The organism is Microbacterium sp. JB110 (assembly GCF_003335195.1).
GTDB lineage: Bacteria > Actinomycetota > Actinomycetes > Actinomycetales > Microbacteriaceae > Microbacterium.
Window position 1 is genome coordinate 512,745 of the sequence record NZ_QPGM01000001.1, and the last position, 16,832, is coordinate 529,576.

Here is a 16,832-nt window from a genome sequence, read left to right on the forward strand (position 1 = left end):
ATTCCTCGCCGCCGCTGACGCACCTGAGGGTCGCACCGCGATCGGCGACCCGACGAAACGGCAGAGCACTATCCCAACTGGAGTTTCATGACCGTCCCCATCTCGCGCGGTGAGAACCCGCTGCGCGACGCCGACGACCTTCGGCTCAACCGCATCGCGGGCCCGAGTGCGCTGGTCATCTTCGGCGTCACCGGTGACCTTTCCCGCAAGAAGCTGATGCCAGCGGTGTACGACCTCGCCAATCGCGGCCTGCTGCCCCCGGGCTTCGCCCTCGTCGGGTTCGCGCGGCGCGAGTGGGAGGACCAGGACTTCGCCGAGGTGGTGCGCGACGCCGTGCGTCAGCACGCCCGCACCGAGTTCCGCGAGGAGACCTGGCAGCAGCTGCAGCGCGGCATCCGGTTCGTGCAGGGAACGTTCGACGACGACGACGCCTACAGGCGTCTGCGCGAAACGGTCGATCTCCTTGACAAAGAGCGCGGCACGATGGGGAACCACGCCTTCTACCTGTCGATCCCGCCCAAGGCGTTCGACACCGTCGCCCAGCAGCTGCTGAGGTCCGGACTCGTCGATGACAAGCCGGACGCCGACCGCTGGCGACGCGTCGTCATCGAGAAGCCCTTCGGACACGACCTCGAATCCGCCAGGGAGCTGAACGACTCGCTGGAGGCGGCCTTCCCCGCCGACGCGATCTTCCGCATCGACCACTATCTCGGCAAGGAGACGGTCCAGAACATCCTGGCGCTGCGCTTCGCGAACGAGCTGTACGAACCGATCTGGAACCGCAACTACGTCGACCACGTGCAGATCACGATGGCCGAGGACATCGGCGTCGGCGGCCGCGCCGGCTACTACGACGGCGTCGGCGCCGCGCGCGATGTGATCCAGAACCACCTGCTGCAGCTGCTCGCGCTCACTGCGATGGAGGAGCCCATCAGCCTCTCCGCCGAGCACCTCCGCAACGAGAAGGAGAAGGTCCTCGCCGCCGTCGAGCTGCCGGACGACCTCTCGACGGCGACCGCACGCGGCCAGTACGCTGGCGGCTGGCAGGGCGGCGAGCACGTCAGCGGCTTCCTCGAGGAGGACGGGATGAATCCCAGCTCCACCTCTGAGACCTACGCGGCGATCAAGCTCGGCATCAACACCCGCCGCTGGGCTGACGTGCCGTTCTACCTGCGCACCGGAAAGCGCCTCGGTCGTCGCGTGACCGAGATCGCCGTGGTGTTCAAACAAGCACCTGGACAGCTCCTCTCGCGCGGCCAGGGCTCCGAGCTCGGCCAGAACGCGCTCGTGATCCGCGTGCAGCCGGATGAGGGCGTCACGCTGCGCTTCGGCTCGAAGGTGCCTGGCAACGGCACGCACGTGCGCGACGTCACGATGGACTTCGGCTACGGCCACGCATTCACCGAGGACAGCCCTGAGGCCTACGAGCGTCTCATCCTCGACGTACTGCTCGGCGACCCTCCGCTGTTCCCTCGCCACGAGGAGGTCGAGCTGTCGTGGCGCATCCTCGATCCGGTGGAGAAGTACTGGGGCGAGCTCGACGCGCAGCCGAACGGCGGCGATCTCGAACAGTACGGTCCCGGCTCGTGGGGCCCACCCTCCGCCGATGCACTGCTCGCTCGCGATGGCCGCGTCTGGAGGCGCCCGTGATCAACGATCTGCCCAACACCACCGTCTCGAAGGTCGCCAAGGCGCTCGTCAGCATGCGCGAAGAGGGCGGCGCCGTCGCTCTCGGCCGCGTGCTCACGCTGGTGATCGCCTCGCCCGGCGCGCACCACGAGGCGGCGATCGACGCGGCGAATGCCGCCTCGGCCGAGCATCCGATGCGCGTGATCGTGATCCGCACCGATGCAGAGGGCGAGACGCGACTCGACGCCCAGATCCGCGTGGGCGGCGACGCCGGCGCCAGCGAGGTCATCGTGCTCACGGCCGGCGGCGAGACCGCCGTCAACAAGGAGAGCCTCGTCACCGGCCTGCTGCTGCCTGACGCACCCGTGGTCGTATGGTGGCCCGATCAGCCGCCGGCGGATGCCGGTCACAGCGACCTCGGCCACATCGCCCAGCGTCGCATCACCGATACCTCGACCGCCTCCTCGAAGCGCGAGCGCCTCACTCAGCTCCGCCAGGCGTATACGCCAGGGGACACCGACATCGCGTGGACGAGGCTGACGCGCTGGCGTGAGCAGCTGGCGTCTGTGCTCGATCAGCCGCCGTTCGAGCCGATCACCGCCGCCGAGGTGCGCGGCTCGGGGCAGTCGCCTTCCACGGCGCTGCTGGCCGCCTGGCTCGGCATGGCACTCGACCTCCCCGTGATCTGGCATCCGGAGACTGCCGACGAGTGGGATCACGGCATCCACTCCGTGCGACTCACCCGCGCCAGCGGCGACATCGTGCTCGAGCGGCAGAACGACACCATCGCGGTGCTGACCCAGCCTGGTCAGCCCGACCACGAGCTGCACCTGCCGCGCCGTTCGCTGCGGGAGTGCCTCGCCGAAGAGCTGCGGCGACTCGATCCGGATCTGCTGTACGGCCGTGTGCTCACCGACGGCTGGGCAAACCTGCCCAAGCCCGGGGGCAGCTGATGTCCTCCGGCACCGTGCGCGTCGTCGTCGAGGCCGACAAATCGGCGCTCGCCGACACCGTTGCGGCACAGTTCGTGGGCAAGCTCGCACAGCTCACTCAGGAGCGCGAGGTCGTGCACGTATCCCTCACGGGCGGTTCGATGGGGGCGGGGGTCCTCGAACGCGTGGCCGACCATCCCGGCGCGGCGATGGTGGACTTCCCTCGGGTGCACTTCTGGTGGAGCGACGAGCGTTTCCTCCCTCGCGGCGACGGTGAGCGAAACGCGCTCCAGGCCAGGGAAGCGCTGCTGGACTCTCTCGACATCCCGGCGGCGAACGTGCACGAGCCCGCCGCCGCGGACGACGGCATCGCGCTCGACGATGCCGCCGCCGCGTATGCGGCGGAGCTCGCCCGGTACGGCACAGACGAACGCCCCTATCCGGAGTTCGACATCTGCTTCCTCGGGGTCGGCCCCGACGGGCACATCGCCTCGCTTTTCCCCGATCGCGCCGAGGTCTCGGTCACGGATGCCAGCGTGCTGGCGGTGCGGGACTCTCCCAAGCCGCCGCCGGAGCGGGTCACGTTCACCCGCCCGGTGATCAACTCCTCGCGCCGTGTGTGGCTCGTCGCCGCCGGAGCCGACAAGGCACCGGCACTCGGTCTCGTGCTCGCAGGCGCCAGCCCCCTCAGCGTGCCGGCCGCGGGTGCCTCGGGCACGTCCGAGACGGTGGTGTGGGTCGACCGAGCCGCCGCAGCCGAGCTCCCCGACGACCTCCTCGAGGACTGACACCGCTGTTTCTTCATTTCTGGCACATCTCCTGATGGGACTTCGCCCGGAGATGTGCCAGAAATGAAGATTCGCCCCGCGCCCTGGTGGCGCGGGGCGAATCTGTGTCGGGGGTCGGTCAGGCTTGACCGCGGCGGTCACGCAGCTTCTGCAGCGCCTCGTCGAGAAGGCCTTCTGCCTCGTCCTCCGTGCGGCGCTCCTTCACGTAGGCCAGGTGCGTCTTGAACGGCTGGTTCGAGCCGGATGCCGGAGGGTTCTGCTTGTCGCGGCCGGCGGGAAGACCGGACTTGGGGTGGTTGATCAGCTCAGGAAGCTCGTCGTCGGCGACATCGGCTGCGAAGTACCGCACCGCCTCATTGCCCTCGGCGTCCCAGTAGGACACCGCGCGGCGCTGAGTCTGATGACCATGGTCCTGCTCCCCCATCGGCCCTGAGCCGACGCGGGTGCCGCGGATCGCGCTGCCGCCGCCGGAGGCCATCAGATGACCTGGAACTTGGTGATCAGCCCGAGCCCCACAATCGACAGGAACCAGACCAGCGCAACGAGGATCGTGATCACATTGAGGTTGCGTTCTGCCACACCGGATGAGCCGACTGTCTGCGACATCCCGCCGCCGAACATGTCGGACAGTCCCCCGCCACGACCACGGTGGAGCAGGATGAAGAACGTCAGGATGAGGCTGGTCAGACCCAGCAGCACCTGCAGGATGAATTCGATGATCGCCACGAGAACCTACCTTACACTCCGACGTGCTTGCGGAAACGAATGATCGATGCGAACTCATCGACCTTGAGGCTCGCGCCGCCGACGAGCGCGCCGTCGACATCCGGCTCACGCATGAAACTCGCGATGTTGGCGGCCTTGACGGATCCGCCGTAGAGGATGCGGGTCGCGGCCGCAGTCTCGTCGCCGGCCACTTCGCTGATGACCCCGCGCAGCTTCTGGCAGACGTCCTGGGCCTGCTCCGGCGTCGCCACCTGACCGGTGCCGATCGCCCAGACCGGTTCGTAGGCCACGACGATGTCTGCACCGGGCTCCACACCCTCGAGCGCCTTGCGCAGCTGCGCGACAGGAACCGCACTCGCGCCGTGCTCGTCGAGCTCTTCCTGTGTCTCGCCGACGCAGATGACCGGGACGAGACCGTGCTTCAGCGCGGCCTGGACCTTCGCCTGGACGACGTCGTCGCCCTCCGCGTGGTACTCGCGACGCTCAGAGTGGCCGATGATGACCTGCTGCACCTCGAGCTTGGCGAGGAACTCTCCGGAGACCTCGCCCGTGTACGCGCCGGAGTCGTGTGCCGACAGGTCCTGCGCGCCGAGGGCGAACGGGATCTTGTCTGCATCGATCAGCGTCTGCGCGCTGCGCAGATCGGTGAACGGCGGGAACACGGCGACGTCGACGGAGTCGAACTCGTGCTTGGCGTCCTTCAGCGACCAGTGCAGCTTCTGGATCAGCGCCACCGTCTGCAGGTGGTCGAGATTCATCTTCCAGTTGCCCGCGATCAGCGGGGTGCGTGTCATGCCCATCCGAGTGCCTCCAGACCGGGCAGCTTCTTGCCCTCGAGAAATTCCAGGCTGGCTCCGCCGCCTGTGGAAATGTGACCGAACTGGTCGTCGGCGAAGCCGAGCTGGCGCACGGCGGCGGCCGAATCGCCCCCTCCGACGACGCCGAGCCCGTCGAGTTCGGTGAGTGCCTGTGCGACCGCCTTCGTTCCGGCGGCGAACGGCTCCAGTTCGAACACGCCCATGGGTCCGTTCCAGAACACGGTCTTCGACGCGCGAACCGCATCGGCGAACGTCTGCGCGGACGCCGGGCCGATGTCCAGCCCGAGACCGGATGCGCCGAACGGCGTCGCTTCGATCGCGTCGATCGAAGCGACCTCGTGCTCCGCGTCGGCGCCGAACTTGCTGGCCACGACCACGTCGGTCGGCAGCAGGATCTCGACACCGCGCTCGCTCGCATCTGCGAGGTAGCGCTTCACGGTCGGGATCTGGTCCTCTTCGAGCAGCGATGCACCGATCTTGTGGCCCTGCGCCGCGAGGAAGGTGAACACCATGCCGCCGCCGATGACGAGACGGTCGACGCGCGGGAGCAGGTGGTCGATGACGCCGAGCTTGTCTGAGACCTTCGAGCCGCCGAGCACGACGGAGTACGGGTGCTCAGGGCTCTCGGTGAGGCGGTCGAGCACCTTCAGCTCGGTCTCGATCAGCAGACCGGCGGCGCTCGGGAGCAGCCGCTCGATGTCGACCGTGGACGCGTGGCTGCGGTGCACGGCGCCGAAGCCGTCGGAGACGACCGCATCGCCGAGTGCCGCCAGCTGCTGCGCGAACTCGCCGCGCTCTGCGTCGTCCTTCGACGTCTCGCCCGGGTTGAAGCGGAGATTCTCGAGCACGGCAACGTCGCCGTCGCCCAGGGCGTCGACCGTGCTGCGTGCCGCGGAGCCGACGGTGTCTGCGGCGAAGGCCACGTCGCGCCCGAGCAGCTCGCCGAGGCGCTCGGCGACCGGCGCAAGGCTGAACTGCGGGTCGGGCGCGCCCTTCGGGCGGCCCAGGTGCGAGCAGACGATGACGCGGGCGCCGGCGTCGATGAGAGCCTTCAGCGTGGGGACCGACGCGCGCACGCGTCCGTCATCCGTGATCTGCGCGTCCTTGAGCGGGACGTTGAGGTCGCAGCGGACGATGACACGCTTTCCGGCGAGGGAACCAAGGGATTCGAGTGTGCGAAGTGACATCGTCTCCGAGTCTACCGTGCGGCAGGAGTCTCCCCTGCCCCCACGCCGCTGTCTTGCCGGCAGGTGAACGACGACGCCCGCCGCCCCGCATATCTGCGGGACGACGGGCGTCGGTGAACCGAGTTCGTTACAGGCTCTTGCCGACCAGGGTGGTGAGGTCGACGAGACGGTTGGAGTAGCCCCACTCGTTGTCGTACCAGCTGGAGAGCTTGACCTGCGAGCCGATCACGCGGACCAGACCGGAGTCGAAGACCGACGAGTGCGGGTCGTGCACGATGTCGGCCGAGACGATCTCGTCCTCGGTGTACTTGAGGACGCCCTTGAGGGGGCCCTCGGCCGCAGCCTTGTACGCGGCCTTGACCTCTTCGACGGTGACCTCGCGGTCGGCCTCGACGGTCAGGTCGGTGATCGAGCCGGTCGAAACCGGCACGCGCAGCGCGAAGCCGTCGAGCTTGCCCTTCAGCTCCGGCATGACCAGGCCGATGGCCTTCGCCGCACCGGTGGAGGTGGGGATGATGCTCTGCGCGGCGCCGCGGGCGCGACGAAGGTCGCTGTGCGGGCCGTCCTGCAGGTTCTGGTCGGCCGTGTATGCGTGAACCGTGGTCATCAGACCGCGCTTGATGCCGAACGCCTCGTTGAACACCTTCGCCAGCGGGGCGAGGCAGTTCGTGGTGCACGACGCGTTCGAGATGATGTGGTGGTTCGCCGGGTCGTAGTCCTGGTCGTTGACGCCCATGACGAATGTGGCGTCCTCACCCTTGGCCGGAGCCGAGATGAGGACCTTCTTCGCGCCGCCCGCGATGTGCTTGCGCGCGTCGTCGGCGTTCGTGAAGCGACCGGTCGACTCGATCACGATGTCGACGCCCAACTCGCCCCACGGCAGTGCGGCCGGGTCGCGCTCCGCCAGCACCTTGATCTTCTGATCGCCGATGGTGATCGACTCGTCGTCGAACGTGACCTCACGGTCGAGACGACCGAGGATCGAGTCGTACTTCAGAAGGTGAGCGAGTGTCTTGTTGTCGGTGAGGTCGTTCACCGCAACGATTTCGATGTCGCTCCCCTGAGCGAAGGCCGCGCGCAGGTAGTTGCGGCCGATGCGGCCGAAGCCGTTGATTCCGATCCTTACGGACACGTATGTCTCCTGTGAATGTGTGTTGTGCGCCTGCGGCGCGTATCGGGTCGGGAGATGTGGTGGCCCTTCCGGCACGCACCCGGAAGGGCCACCCCCGTACTCAGGAGGCTACCAGGAGGCCCTGAGTCTTCTCACGCGCGGTGTCGAAGCGCTGCTTGACGTTCTCCCAGTTGACGATGTTCCAGAACGCCTTGACGTAGTCGCCCTTGACGTTCTGGTAGTCGAGGTAGAACGCGTGCTCCCACATGTCGAGCAGCAGGATCGGCACGGTGCCGGCTGCGAACTGCGACTGCTGGTCGAAGAACTGCTGAATGATCAGGCGCTGACCGATCGAGTCCCAGAACAGGCCGGCCCAGCCGGAGCCCTGGATGCCGAGCGCCGCCGCGCCGAACTGACCCTGGAAGCCCTCGAACGAGCCGAAGTACTCGTCGACAGCCGCCGCCATGTCGCCCTCGGGGCGCTCGTGTCCCTCCGGCGACAGGTTCGTCCAGAAGATCGAGTGGTTCGTGTGACCGCCGAGGTGGAACGCGAGGTCCTTCTCGAGCTTGTTGATCGTGCCGAAGCTGCCGGTCTCGCGCGCCTCGGCGAGCTGCTCCAGCGCGGTGTTCGCACCGGCGACGTAGGTTGCGTGGTGCTTGTCGTGGTGCAGCTGCATGATCTGCGCGCTGATGTGCGGCTCGAGGGCCGCGTAGTCGTAAGGAAGCTCTGGGAGCGTGTAAGTAGCCATCGTTCGATCTCTTCCCATCCGCGCCTGGAGAGGCGCATCCGAAGTCCTCCGCTCCGCAGTGACGCGTAAGCGAAGCCGTCCCTCCCATCCTAATGAGCGGAAGCGGCACTCGGCACCGGATCAGTGCCCTCGGATGCGCAAGGAGGACGGATCAGGCCGTGGCCCTGGCCTCCTCGGCGGCCTCCGCCGCCTCGACGGCAGATTCCGTGCCGGGAAGGCCCTTCTGCTCGGCCCGCTTGTCGGCCATGGCGAGCAGACGCCTGATCCGCCCGGCGACAGCATCCTTCGTCAGCGGCGGGTCGGCGTGCTGACCGAGCTCGTCGAGACTCGCATCCCGATGGCTCAGTCGCAGGTCGCCCGCCTGACGGAGGTGATCGGGAACCTCATCGCCGAGGATCTCGAGTGCGCGTTCGACGCGGGCGCAGGCCGCAACGGCTGCCTGCGCGGAACGGCGCAGGTTGGCGTCGTCGAAGTTGACGAGGCGATTCACGCCGGCACGCACCTCGCGGCGCTGACGGAGCTGATCCCATTCTGCGGCGGTGTCGACGGCGCCCATGGCAACGAGCATGCCCTTGATCGACTCGGGCTCCCGTACGACGACGCGCGGGACGCCGCGCACCTCACGGGCCTTGGCCGAGATGTCCAGGCGGCCGGCGGCGCCGACGAGCGCCATCGCCGCCTCGCCGGACGGGCAGCCCACCTCGAGGGAGGCGGAACGGCCAGGCTCCGACAGATTGCCTGCGGCGAGGAACGCCCCGCGCCAGATCGCCGCGAGGTCGTGCCGGTTGCCCGTGGTGAGTTTGTTGGGCAGCCCGCGCACCGGTCGACGGCGCGCGTCGAGAAGACCGGTCTGCCTCGCCAGCGTCTCACCGCCGTCGATCACGCGGACAGCGAACCGCTCACCGTCACCGCTCCCCTGCAGTCGGGCGATCTCGGGCCGCACGCCGTAGATCTCGGCGATGTCGCGAGCGGTGCGCTTCGCGAGGAACGGCGAATCGAGCTCGGCCTCTACGGCAACGCGCCCCGCAATCGAGTGCAGCCCACCGGCAAACCTGAGCACGGCCGTCGTCTCCGATACCCGTACTGATGGGCGCGGATCGCGGATAGATATCAGCTCAGCCTTCACGTCGGCGGTCAATGTCACGGAACTCCCTCACTCATCGGTCGTTGCGGCACATGCCGCTCACGTTCGTGACCCGCAAGCCTATAGCGCGACCCGTCGGGACGCGTGCGCGGCCCGCGCAATCACATCGCCTCGGCGTCGCGGCCGAATGGCAGTGATCCACCTTACCGGTCCCGACGCTGGACGACTCCCGGCGAGATCGCGTATTCGTCTGGTACGGAGAGTACTCGCGAGCGTCGCCGTTTGCCAGCGTTCTGCGGTCCTTCGCGTCTCAGTCGCGGCCGATGTCGCGGTGCTGCACCTTCACCGAGAGCCCCTGGATCTCGGCGAGCCGAGTCGCGAGTTCGCGCACCATGGCCACCGAACGGTGCCGCCCTCCTGTGCAGCCGACGCCCACCGTCGAGTGGCGCTTGTTCTCGCGCTCGTAGCCGGAGATCACGGCGCGCAGCGTGGCCGAGTATGCGTCGAGGAACTCCTCGGCGCCCTCCTGCGCGAGCACGAACTCCCGCACCGGTTCGTCCTCGCCCGACAGATGGCGCAGGGACTCCTCCCAGAACGGATTGGGCAGGAAGCGCATGTCTGCGACGAGGTCGACATCCGTGGGCAGCCCGTACTTGTAACCGAAGCTCATCAGCGTGACAGTGTGACGGGCTGCGCCCTCTTCGGCGAACAGATCGTCGACGCGCGTGGCCAGCTGGTGCATGTTCGTCTGCGTCGTGTCGATGATGACGTCGGCGTTCTCCCTGATGGGCGCCACGATCCGGCGCTCTCTGGCGATGCCGTCGAGGATCGTGCCGTCGCCCTGGAGCGGGTGCGGTCGGCGAACCTGCTCGAAGCGTCGAACCAGCGCATCGTCGGATGCATCCAGGAACACCACCCGAAGACGACTGCGCGCCCGCAGCTCGGCCATGCGCGCCGGCAGATCTCCGAAGAGGTCGCGCCCTCGCACATCGACGACCGCCGCGACGTGGGGCAGCTGCTGCCCGAGCCGCCCGGTGAGGTCGAGCAGCGTGCCGAGCATCTGCGGCGGCAGGTTATCGACCACGTACCACTCGAGGTCCTCCAGTGCGTTCGCCACTGTCGAGCGGCCGGCACCGGACATGCCGGTGACGATCAGAACCTCGTTCGGGACTCGGCGCTCACTCACCATGCCAGCCTATCGACACCGTCGCTCGACGAGACAGCCCACACGCGGGAGGCAGCACTGTGTCACGGTTCGCGCAGTCGCCGCTCGATCGTCTCGGCGAGCCCTGGACCGATCCCTGGAAGCTGCTGGATCTCCTCCATGCTCGCCTCGCGCAGAGCCTTCACTGAGCCGAAGCGGCCGAGCAGCGCCTTGATGCGTGCTTCTCCGAGCCCCGGCACCTCTGAGAGCGTCGTACGGATGTCGCGCTTGCGCCGCTTGCGCTGATGGGTGATCGCGAACCGATGCGCCTCGTCTCTGAGACGCTGCACAAGATAGAGCGCCTCGGAGGTGCGAGGCAGGATGACGGGGAAATCGTCATCGGGGAGCCATATCTCCTCGAGCCGCTTCGCGATGCCGCACAGCGCAATGCCCTGTCTGCCTGATTCCCGCAGTGCCCGCGCGGCGGCGGCGACCTGCGGCTGGCCGCCGTCGACGATCAGCAGCTGAGGCGGGTACGAGAAGCGCTTCCGCTTCACCGGCTCGGCTTCGATCACGCCGTCGTCTGCAGGGTCGGGCACCGGATCCTCCGGTTCGTCGAGCCGCGCGAGCCGACGGGTCAGCACCTGATGGATCGAGTCGGTGTCATCCGTCGTCTCGGCGATCGAGAACGAGCGGTACTGGTCCTTGCGCGGAATGCCGTCCTCGAACACCACCATGGAGCCGACGACATTGGTGCCCTGAAGATGGGAGATGTCGTAGCACTCGATGCGCAGCGGCGCTTCGTCGAGGCCGAGCGCATCCTGCAGGTCGGCCAGCGCCTGGGTGCGGGTCGCATAGTCGCTGCCCCGTCGCGTCTTGTGGCGCAGCAGTGCCTGCTGCGCATTGAGCGTGGCGGTGCGCATCAGCTCTGCGCGCTGGCCGCGCTGCGCCACCGACAGTTCGACACGCCTGCCCGCGCGCTCTGCGAGCCACTCGGTAAGCTCCTCGGCGTCATCCGGAAGGCTCGGAACGATGACCCGGCGCGGCACACCCGACCCCTCGGCATCGCCGTAGGTGCGCTGCACGATCCGTTCGACCAGTTCGCCTCCCGAGATGTCGAGCTCCTTGTCGATCGTGGTCGAGTGCACGCCGCGCACGCGGCCGCCTCGGATCACGAACTGGTGCACCGCCGCCTGCAGCTCGTCCTCCGCGACGCCGAACAGATCGGCGTCTGCCTTCTCCGGAAGCACGAGTGCGCTCTTGCTCAGCACGGCGTCGAGAGACTCGAGCTTGTCGCGATACCCGGCAGCGGCCTCGTAGTCCATCGCCTCCGCCGCGCCGCGCATGCGCTTGGTGAGCTCGATGGTGAACCGCTCGTCGCTGCCCTGCATGAACGCGACGAAGTCGTCGACCATCGCCCTGTGCTCTTCGATCGTCACCCGGTGCGAGCACGGGCCGCCGCACTTGCCGATCTGACCGGGGAAGCACGGTCGCCCCGTGCGCATCGCGCGTGCGTACGAGGAGTCGCTGCAGGTGCGGATCGGAAACACCTTGATCATCAGATCGATGGTGTCGCGCACCGCCCACACCTTGGGGTACGGCCCGAAATACTTCGCGCCGCGGATCTTCCCGTTCCGCGTGACCATCACGCGCGGCGCCTCATCGGCGAGCGTGATCGCCATGAACGGGTAGGACTTGTCGTCCTTGTAGCGCACGTTGAACGGCGGATCGAACTCTTTGATCCACTGGTACTCGAGCTGCAGCGAGTCGACATCGGTCGGGACGACCGTCCATTCGACGTTCGTGGCCGTGGTGACCATGCGCCTGGTGCGCTCATGCAGAGTGTGCAGCGGAGCGAAGTAGTTGGACAGGCGCTGGCGCAGGTTCTTCGCCTTGCCCACATACAGCACGCGCCCCTCACCGTCGCGGAACCGGTACACCCCTGGCTGAGTGGGGATCTCCCCCGGCCTCGGCTTGTAGGTGCGCGGATCGGTCGGGCTCATGCGGCCTTCCTCGCGCCTGCCTTCTTCTCTGCGGCGCTCGGTCGCTGTGCCAGCCCCAGGGTCTCCCGCAGGAACAGACCCGTGTGGCTGCCATCGGCCTTCGCGACCTGCTCCGGAGTGCCCGTGGCAACGATCGTACCGCCGCCGGAACCGCCCTCCGGCCCGAGATCGACGATCCAGTCGGCCGACTTGATGACATCGAGGTTGTGCTCGATCACCACAACGGAGTTGCCCTTCTCGACGAGACCGCCCAGCACCTCGAGCAGCTTGCGCACGTCTTCGAAGTGCAGCCCCGTCGTCGGCTCATCGAGCACGTAGATGCTGCGCCCGTTGGACCGTTTCTGCAGCTCCGTCGCGAGCTTCACGCGCTGTGCTTCGCCGCCGGAGAGGGTCGTCGCCGCCTGGCCGAGGCGCACGTAGCCGAGCCCCACATCGACGAGCGTCCTCATGTAGCGGTGGATCGAGGTGATCGGCTCGAAGAACTCCGCGGCCTCGGAGATCGGCATCTCGAGCACCTCTGCGATGTTCTTGCCCTTGTAGTGCACCTGCAGCGTGTCGCGGTTGTAGCGCTTTCCGTGGCAGGTCTCGCAGTCGACGTAGACGTCGGGCAGGAAGTTCATCTCGATCTTGAGCGTGCCGTCGCCGGAGCACGCCTCGCAGCGCCCGCCCTTGACGTTGAAGCTGAACCGGCCGGCCAGGTAGCCGCGCACCTTCGCCTCCGGGGTCTCGGCGAAGAGGTTCCTGATCTTGTCGAACACCCCGGTGTAGGTAGCAGGATTCGAACGCGGTGTGCGGCCGATCGGCGCCTGATCGACATGCACGACCTTGTCGAGGTGCTCCAGCCCCGTGATTCTGGTGTGGTGCCCCGCCACGGTGCGCGCACCGTTGAGCCGGGAGGCGAGCACCTTGTAGAGGATGTCGTTGATGAGCGTCGACTTGCCGGAACCGCTGACCCCGGTGACCGCCGTCAGCACGCCGAGCGGGATGTCTGCGCTGACATTCCTGAGGTTGTTCGCGCGGGCTCCCACGATCTGCAGCATGCGCTTCTTGTCGATCTTGCGGCGCTTCTTCGGTGTGGCGATCTCCCGCCTGCCTGTGAGGTAATCGGCGGTGATGGACCGCGGCTCATTCGCCAGCTCCGCTACGGAGCCCGAGTGGATCACCTCTCCCCCGCCTTCACCAGCGCGAGGGCCGATGTCGACGATCCAGTCGGCGGAGTCGATCGTCTCCTCATCGTGCTCGACGACGACCAGGGTGTTGCCGAGGTCGCGCAGCGTCTCGAGAGTCTCGATGAGGCGACGGTTGTCGCGCTGGTGCAGGCCGATCGACGGCTCGTCCAGCACGTACAGCACGCCCGTCAAGCCGGTGCCGATCTGCGTGGCAAGCCGGATGCGCTGCGCCTCGCCTCCCGAGAGCGAGCCGGCCGATCGACTCATGGTCAGGTAGTTGAGCCCGACGCGGAGCAGGAAGTCGAGGCGCACCCGGATCTCCCTGAGCACCTGGGCGGCGATCATCGCCTCACGATCGGTGAGCTTGATGCGGTTGACGACGTCGAGTGCGCTCTCGAGGCTGAGATCGGCCGTCTCGGCGATGGAGCGGCCGTCGACCTTGACCGCGAGCACCTCCGGCTTGAGCCTGGCGCCGTCGCAGACGGAGCAGGGCACCTCGCGCAGGTACTGGCTCCATCTCGCCCGCTGCGTGTCGCTCTCTGCCTGCGCATACTGGCGTTCGATGTACGGCACCACGCCCTCGAAGCCGCTGGCGTAGCGCACCTCTCGGCCCCAGCGGTTCTTGAACCGGACGTTGACCTTGTAGTCCTGACCGCGCAGCACTGCCTCGCGGACGACCTCGGGAAGGGCCCGCCACCGGGTGTCGAGCGAGAAGCTGAGATCCTGAGCGAGACCCTCGAGGAGCCGCTCGTAGTACTGGAACAGACCCTTGCCCTGCGTCGTCCACGGCACGATCACGCCTTCGCGGATCGACAGCTCCTCGTCGCCGAGCATCAGCTCGACGTCGACCGACATCCGGGTGCCGAGGCCGGAGCAGGACGGGCAGGCGCCGAAGGGCGCGTTGAACGAGAAGGTGCGCGGCTCGATCTCCGTGAGCTGCAGCGCGTGTCCGTTCGGGCATGACAGCTTCTCTGAGAACGACTGCCATGCCTCGTCGCCCTCCAGGTCGACGAAGTTGACCTGGAGCACGCCGCCGGCGAGCCCGATCGCGGTCTCGACCGAATCGGTGACGCGCTGCAGGATGTCGTCGCGCGCGACGAGACGATCGACGACCACGGCGATGTCATGCTTGTAGCTCTTCTTGAGCTTGGGCGGATCGCTGAGCTGGGCAAGCTCGCCGTCGACCACCGCGCGGGCGTAGCCCTTGGCCGACAGCTCGCCGAACAGATCGACGAACTCGCCCTTCTTCTGGGTGACGACCGGAGCCACGATCTGATAGCGCGTGCCCTCCTCCAGCTCCATCAGCTGGTCGGCGATCTGCTGCACCGTCTGGCGCTGGATCTTCGCGTCGCACACGGGGCAGTGCGGCACGCCGATCCTCGCCCACAGCAGGCGCATGTAGTCGTAGATCTCGGTGATGGTGCCGACGGTGGAGCGCGGGTTGCGGTTCGTCGACTTCTGGTCGATCGACACCGCGGGGCTGAGCCCCTCGATGACGTCGACGTCCGGTCGGTCGACCTGACCGAGGAACTGACGCGCATACGCACTGAGAGACTCGACGTAGCGGCGCTGCCCCTCCGCGAAGATCGTGTCGAACGCCAGGCTCGACTTGCCGGAGCCCGAAAGCCCGGTGAAGACGATCATCGCGTCGCGCGGGATCTCGAGGTCGACGTTCTTCAGGTTGTGCACACGGGCACCGCGCACACTGATTTTCCCGGCGTTGACTACAGGCTGAATCGGCACGTTTCCACACTAGTAGCGGCCTCCGACACCGAGGCTGGAAGGCACGCGGAAAAGCCACAACTTTGTTCGAATCATTCCCCCTCAAGGCGAAGCCGACCCGAAGCTTTGTCTCTTCGCGCCGTCGACGTGTTGAGGATCCCTGTCATCATGTTCCGCAAGGGCGAAGAGCACCTCACGGGTGTGCCCGTCGGCGGGGAACATGGTCTCGAGCGCGATCTCGTCGAGGGTGACGTCTCGAGGTGCGCCAAAGACGGACAACACGTAGAACAGCGACAGCGTGCCGAACGGGGTGTCGAGCACCATCGGGGCGAGCAGGTCCGAGTCCGGCGAATCTGGTTGCCCGACTGCAGAGCCGTGAGCAGCGTCCTCGTCAGATCCGTCAGGTACTGGATACCCTTCAATCTCTTCGCACAGTGCTGTGAGCTCCGGATCCGCGGTGCGCTCACGTTGTCGGCGAACCCGGCGCACTGTGTGGTCTCGCCAGTGCGCATAATTGCGCAGCTGCCCGGCCAACCCATCCGGATGCAGGCTCGCGCGCAGCATGTTGATCTTCGGCTTCCGCAGGCTATCCGGAAGCGGATCCAGGAAGCGTCGCATCGCCCGGTTCGCGGCGAGCAGCTCCCAGCGCACGTTCACGACCGCCGTCGGATACGGCTCGTGGCCGGACAGCACCGCATCCACTGCAGCGCGTGCGGCGCCCAGATCCTCCAGCGGTCGCTCCGGGTGCACGGGGGCGTAGCCGGCCGAGAGATACACCTCGTTGCGCTCGCGCAGCGGAACGTCGAGTTCCTCGCAGATTCGTGCGATCATCAACCGGCTCGGCGTCGCGCGACCGGTTTCGATGAAACTCAAGTGCCGAGAGGAGACGTCGGCCGCGACCGCCACGTCGAGTTGGCTGCGATGCCGGCGCTCCCGCCAGGTGCGCACGAGGGTTCCGACCGGTTGCCGCGTCATCACCTCAGGATGCCGTCGACGGTGTGCTCTGACAACTACCTCTCGGGTAATTGCGACGCTTCCCCGCCGGGCGAAGACTCGGTCCCAGGTCGGGCTGCGCAGCGGCCAGTCCGGCCCCCGTGACCGAAAGGACCACCCATGTTTCTGATTGAGATCGCGACCCCGTCGGGATCGCTCACCTCTGACGACCGTGCAACGCTCACCGCAGACCTGCTGAAAATGTACGCTGCCGACGGCGACGCGCCGGAGGAGACCCTGTCTCGCGGCCGGATGATGACCCATTTCGGGTTCAACGAACTCGAAGGATGGACGACAGGAGACGGCCCGTGGCGGCGCGGGGGCACGCCGCCCATCTGGATCACGGTGACCGTGCCGGAAGATTGGCGCGCGGAGATGCTGTACCCGACCATGGGGGCGCTGCGTCGCTCGGTTCGTGCCGTGGACCGGCGCAACGGCTGGGAGAGGGCAATCGGCACCCTATGGATCAACGTCGTCGGCATCAAGAACGACAGCATCGGGCTGAACGGCAAGCCGAGCACTGCGGACGATGTCGTCGACTGCATCACGGCAGAGTTCCGCCAGCGCTATGCCGCAGGAGAAGTCGATGTCCCAGAAGGCGTCCTGGTCGATCCGATGTGCGGCATGCACGTGCGACTCGGGCCCGACGCGATCACCATGGAGCACAACGGCGAGACTCTCGGCTTCTGCGCGCTCTCGTGCCGGTCAGCCTACGCCCGCCGGAACGACCTCCCTGTCCCTGCCTGACAGCACGCATCACCGCCAGCGCCCTGTGCCG

General features: G+C 67.3%; 15 protein-coding genes. 4 read left to right on the plus strand and 11 right to left on the minus strand.

Annotation, left to right across the window (positions count from 1 at the left end; genetic code table 11):
* The first annotated feature begins 87 nt into the window (after positions 1–87).
* From zwf to pgl, 3 genes are read left to right on the plus strand one after another with little or no spacing between them, the layout of a single operon-like run.
* Positions 88–1,650, plus strand: coding sequence for a glucose-6-phosphate dehydrogenase (gene zwf, locus CIK77_RS02425; RefSeq protein WP_087055305.1), 1,563 nt, complete (start codon positions 88–90; stop codon positions 1,648–1,650).
* Entirely contained in the window at positions 1,647–2,582 is a 936-nt protein-coding gene (locus tag CIK77_RS02430) for a glucose-6-phosphate dehydrogenase assembly protein OpcA (RefSeq protein WP_087055304.1), read from the plus strand. Before zwf ends, CIK77_RS02430 begins: the two co-directional genes overlap by 4 nt.
* Positions 2,582–3,349 (plus strand): 6-phosphogluconolactonase, encoded by a 768-nt coding sequence (gene pgl, locus CIK77_RS02435; RefSeq protein WP_087055303.1) that lies wholly within the window; start codon positions 2,582–2,584, stop codon positions 3,347–3,349. The genes CIK77_RS02430 and pgl overlap by 1 nt, the downstream gene beginning before the upstream one ends.
* A gap of 118 nt (positions 3,350–3,467) precedes the next feature.
* Here the strand turns inward: pgl and CIK77_RS02440 are convergent, their stop codons facing one another.
* The 11 genes from CIK77_RS02440 to CIK77_RS02490 form a co-directional block, all read right to left on the minus strand.
* Complete coding sequence (locus CIK77_RS02440; RefSeq protein WP_087055302.1) at positions 3,468–3,827, minus strand: RNA polymerase-binding protein RbpA; 360 nt, start codon at positions 3,825–3,827, stop codon at positions 3,468–3,470.
* A complete protein-coding gene (gene secG / locus CIK77_RS02445; RefSeq protein WP_087055301.1) occupies positions 3,827–4,075 on the minus strand; it encodes a preprotein translocase subunit SecG in 249 nt (82 codons plus the stop codon). Before secG ends, CIK77_RS02440 begins: the two co-directional genes overlap by 1 nt.
* Positions 4,076–4,086: 11 nt before the next feature.
* Positions 4,087–4,875 (minus strand): triose-phosphate isomerase, encoded by a 789-nt coding sequence (gene tpiA / locus CIK77_RS02450; RefSeq protein ID WP_087055300.1) that lies wholly within the window; start codon positions 4,873–4,875, stop codon positions 4,087–4,089.
* The gene (locus tag CIK77_RS02455) at positions 4,866–6,080 is read right to left on the minus strand and encodes a phosphoglycerate kinase (RefSeq protein WP_087055299.1); all 1,215 of its coding nucleotides are present in this window, start codon (positions 6,078–6,080) and stop codon (positions 4,866–4,868) included. Before CIK77_RS02455 ends, tpiA begins: the two co-directional genes overlap by 10 nt.
* A gap of 127 nt (positions 6,081–6,207) precedes the next feature.
* Positions 6,208–7,212, minus strand: coding sequence for a type I glyceraldehyde-3-phosphate dehydrogenase (gene gap / locus CIK77_RS02460; protein WP_087055298.1), 1,005 nt, complete (start codon positions 7,210–7,212; stop codon positions 6,208–6,210).
* Positions 7,213–7,312: 100 nt separating this feature from the next.
* Entirely contained in the window at positions 7,313–7,939 is a 627-nt protein-coding gene (locus CIK77_RS02465; protein ID WP_087055297.1) for a superoxide dismutase, read from the minus strand.
* Positions 7,940–8,090: 151 nt separating this feature from the next.
* Positions 8,091–9,083 (minus strand): DNA-binding protein WhiA, encoded by a 993-nt coding sequence (gene whiA / locus CIK77_RS02470; protein WP_087055296.1) that lies wholly within the window; start codon positions 9,081–9,083, stop codon positions 8,091–8,093.
* Between the two features lie 250 nt (positions 9,084–9,333).
* Positions 9,334–10,212, minus strand: a complete 879-nt coding sequence (gene rapZ / locus CIK77_RS02475; RefSeq protein WP_087055295.1) for an RNase adapter RapZ — start codon at positions 10,210–10,212, stop codon at positions 9,334–9,336.
* Between the two features lie 59 nt (positions 10,213–10,271).
* Positions 10,272–12,170 (minus strand): excinuclease ABC subunit UvrC, encoded by a 1,899-nt coding sequence (gene uvrC / locus CIK77_RS02480; protein WP_087055294.1) that lies wholly within the window; start codon positions 12,168–12,170, stop codon positions 10,272–10,274.
* On the minus strand, positions 12,167–15,082 hold the full coding sequence (uvrA, locus tag CIK77_RS02485) for an excinuclease ABC subunit UvrA (RefSeq protein ID WP_087055293.1): 2,916 nt from the start codon (positions 15,080–15,082) through the stop codon (positions 12,167–12,169). Before uvrA ends, uvrC begins: the two co-directional genes overlap by 4 nt.
* 81 nt (positions 15,083–15,163) lie before the next feature.
* Positions 15,164–16,036, minus strand: a complete 873-nt coding sequence (locus CIK77_RS02490; RefSeq protein WP_087055292.1) for a helix-turn-helix domain-containing protein — start codon at positions 16,034–16,036, stop codon at positions 15,164–15,166.
* 138 nt (positions 16,037–16,174) lie between these two features.
* Between CIK77_RS02490 and CIK77_RS02495 the strand changes: the two genes are divergently transcribed.
* The gene (locus CIK77_RS02495) at positions 16,175–16,801 is read left to right on the plus strand and encodes a hypothetical protein (RefSeq protein WP_087055291.1); all 627 of its coding nucleotides are present in this window, start codon (positions 16,175–16,177) and stop codon (positions 16,799–16,801) included.
* Positions 16,802–16,832 lie beyond the last annotated feature (31 nt).

Bases quoted from the DNA above. Each gene is read 5' to 3' on its own strand.
- zwf (WP_087055305.1), top strand. From the start codon at position 88: ATGACCGTCCCCATCTCGCGCGGTGAGAACCCGCTGCGCGACGCCGAC.
- pgl (WP_087055303.1), top strand. From the start codon at position 2,582: ATGTCCTCCGGCACCGTGCGCGTCGTCGTCGAGGCCGACAAATCGGCG.
- CIK77_RS02440 (WP_087055302.1), bottom strand. From the start codon at position 3,827: ATGGCCTCCGGCGGCGGCAGCGCGATCCGCGGCACCCGCGTCGGCTCA.
- tpiA (WP_087055300.1), bottom strand. From the start codon at position 4,875: ATGGGCATGACACGCACCCCGCTGATCGCGGGCAACTGGAAGATGAAT.
- CIK77_RS02455 (WP_087055299.1), bottom strand. From the start codon at position 6,080: ATGTCACTTCGCACACTCGAATCCCTTGGTTCCCTCGCCGGAAAGCGT.
- CIK77_RS02465 (WP_087055297.1), bottom strand. From the start codon at position 7,939: ATGGCTACTTACACGCTCCCAGAGCTTCCTTACGACTACGCGGCCCTC.
- rapZ (WP_087055295.1), bottom strand. From the start codon at position 10,212: ATGGTGAGTGAGCGCCGAGTCCCGAACGAGGTTCTGATCGTCACCGGC.
- uvrC (WP_087055294.1), bottom strand. From the start codon at position 12,170: ATGAGCCCGACCGATCCGCGCACCTACAAGCCGAGGCCGGGGGAGATC.
- CIK77_RS02490 (WP_087055292.1), bottom strand. From the start codon at position 16,036: ATGACGCGGCAACCGGTCGGAACCCTCGTGCGCACCTGGCGGGAGCGC.
- CIK77_RS02495 (WP_087055291.1), top strand. From the start codon at position 16,175: ATGTTTCTGATTGAGATCGCGACCCCGTCGGGATCGCTCACCTCTGAC.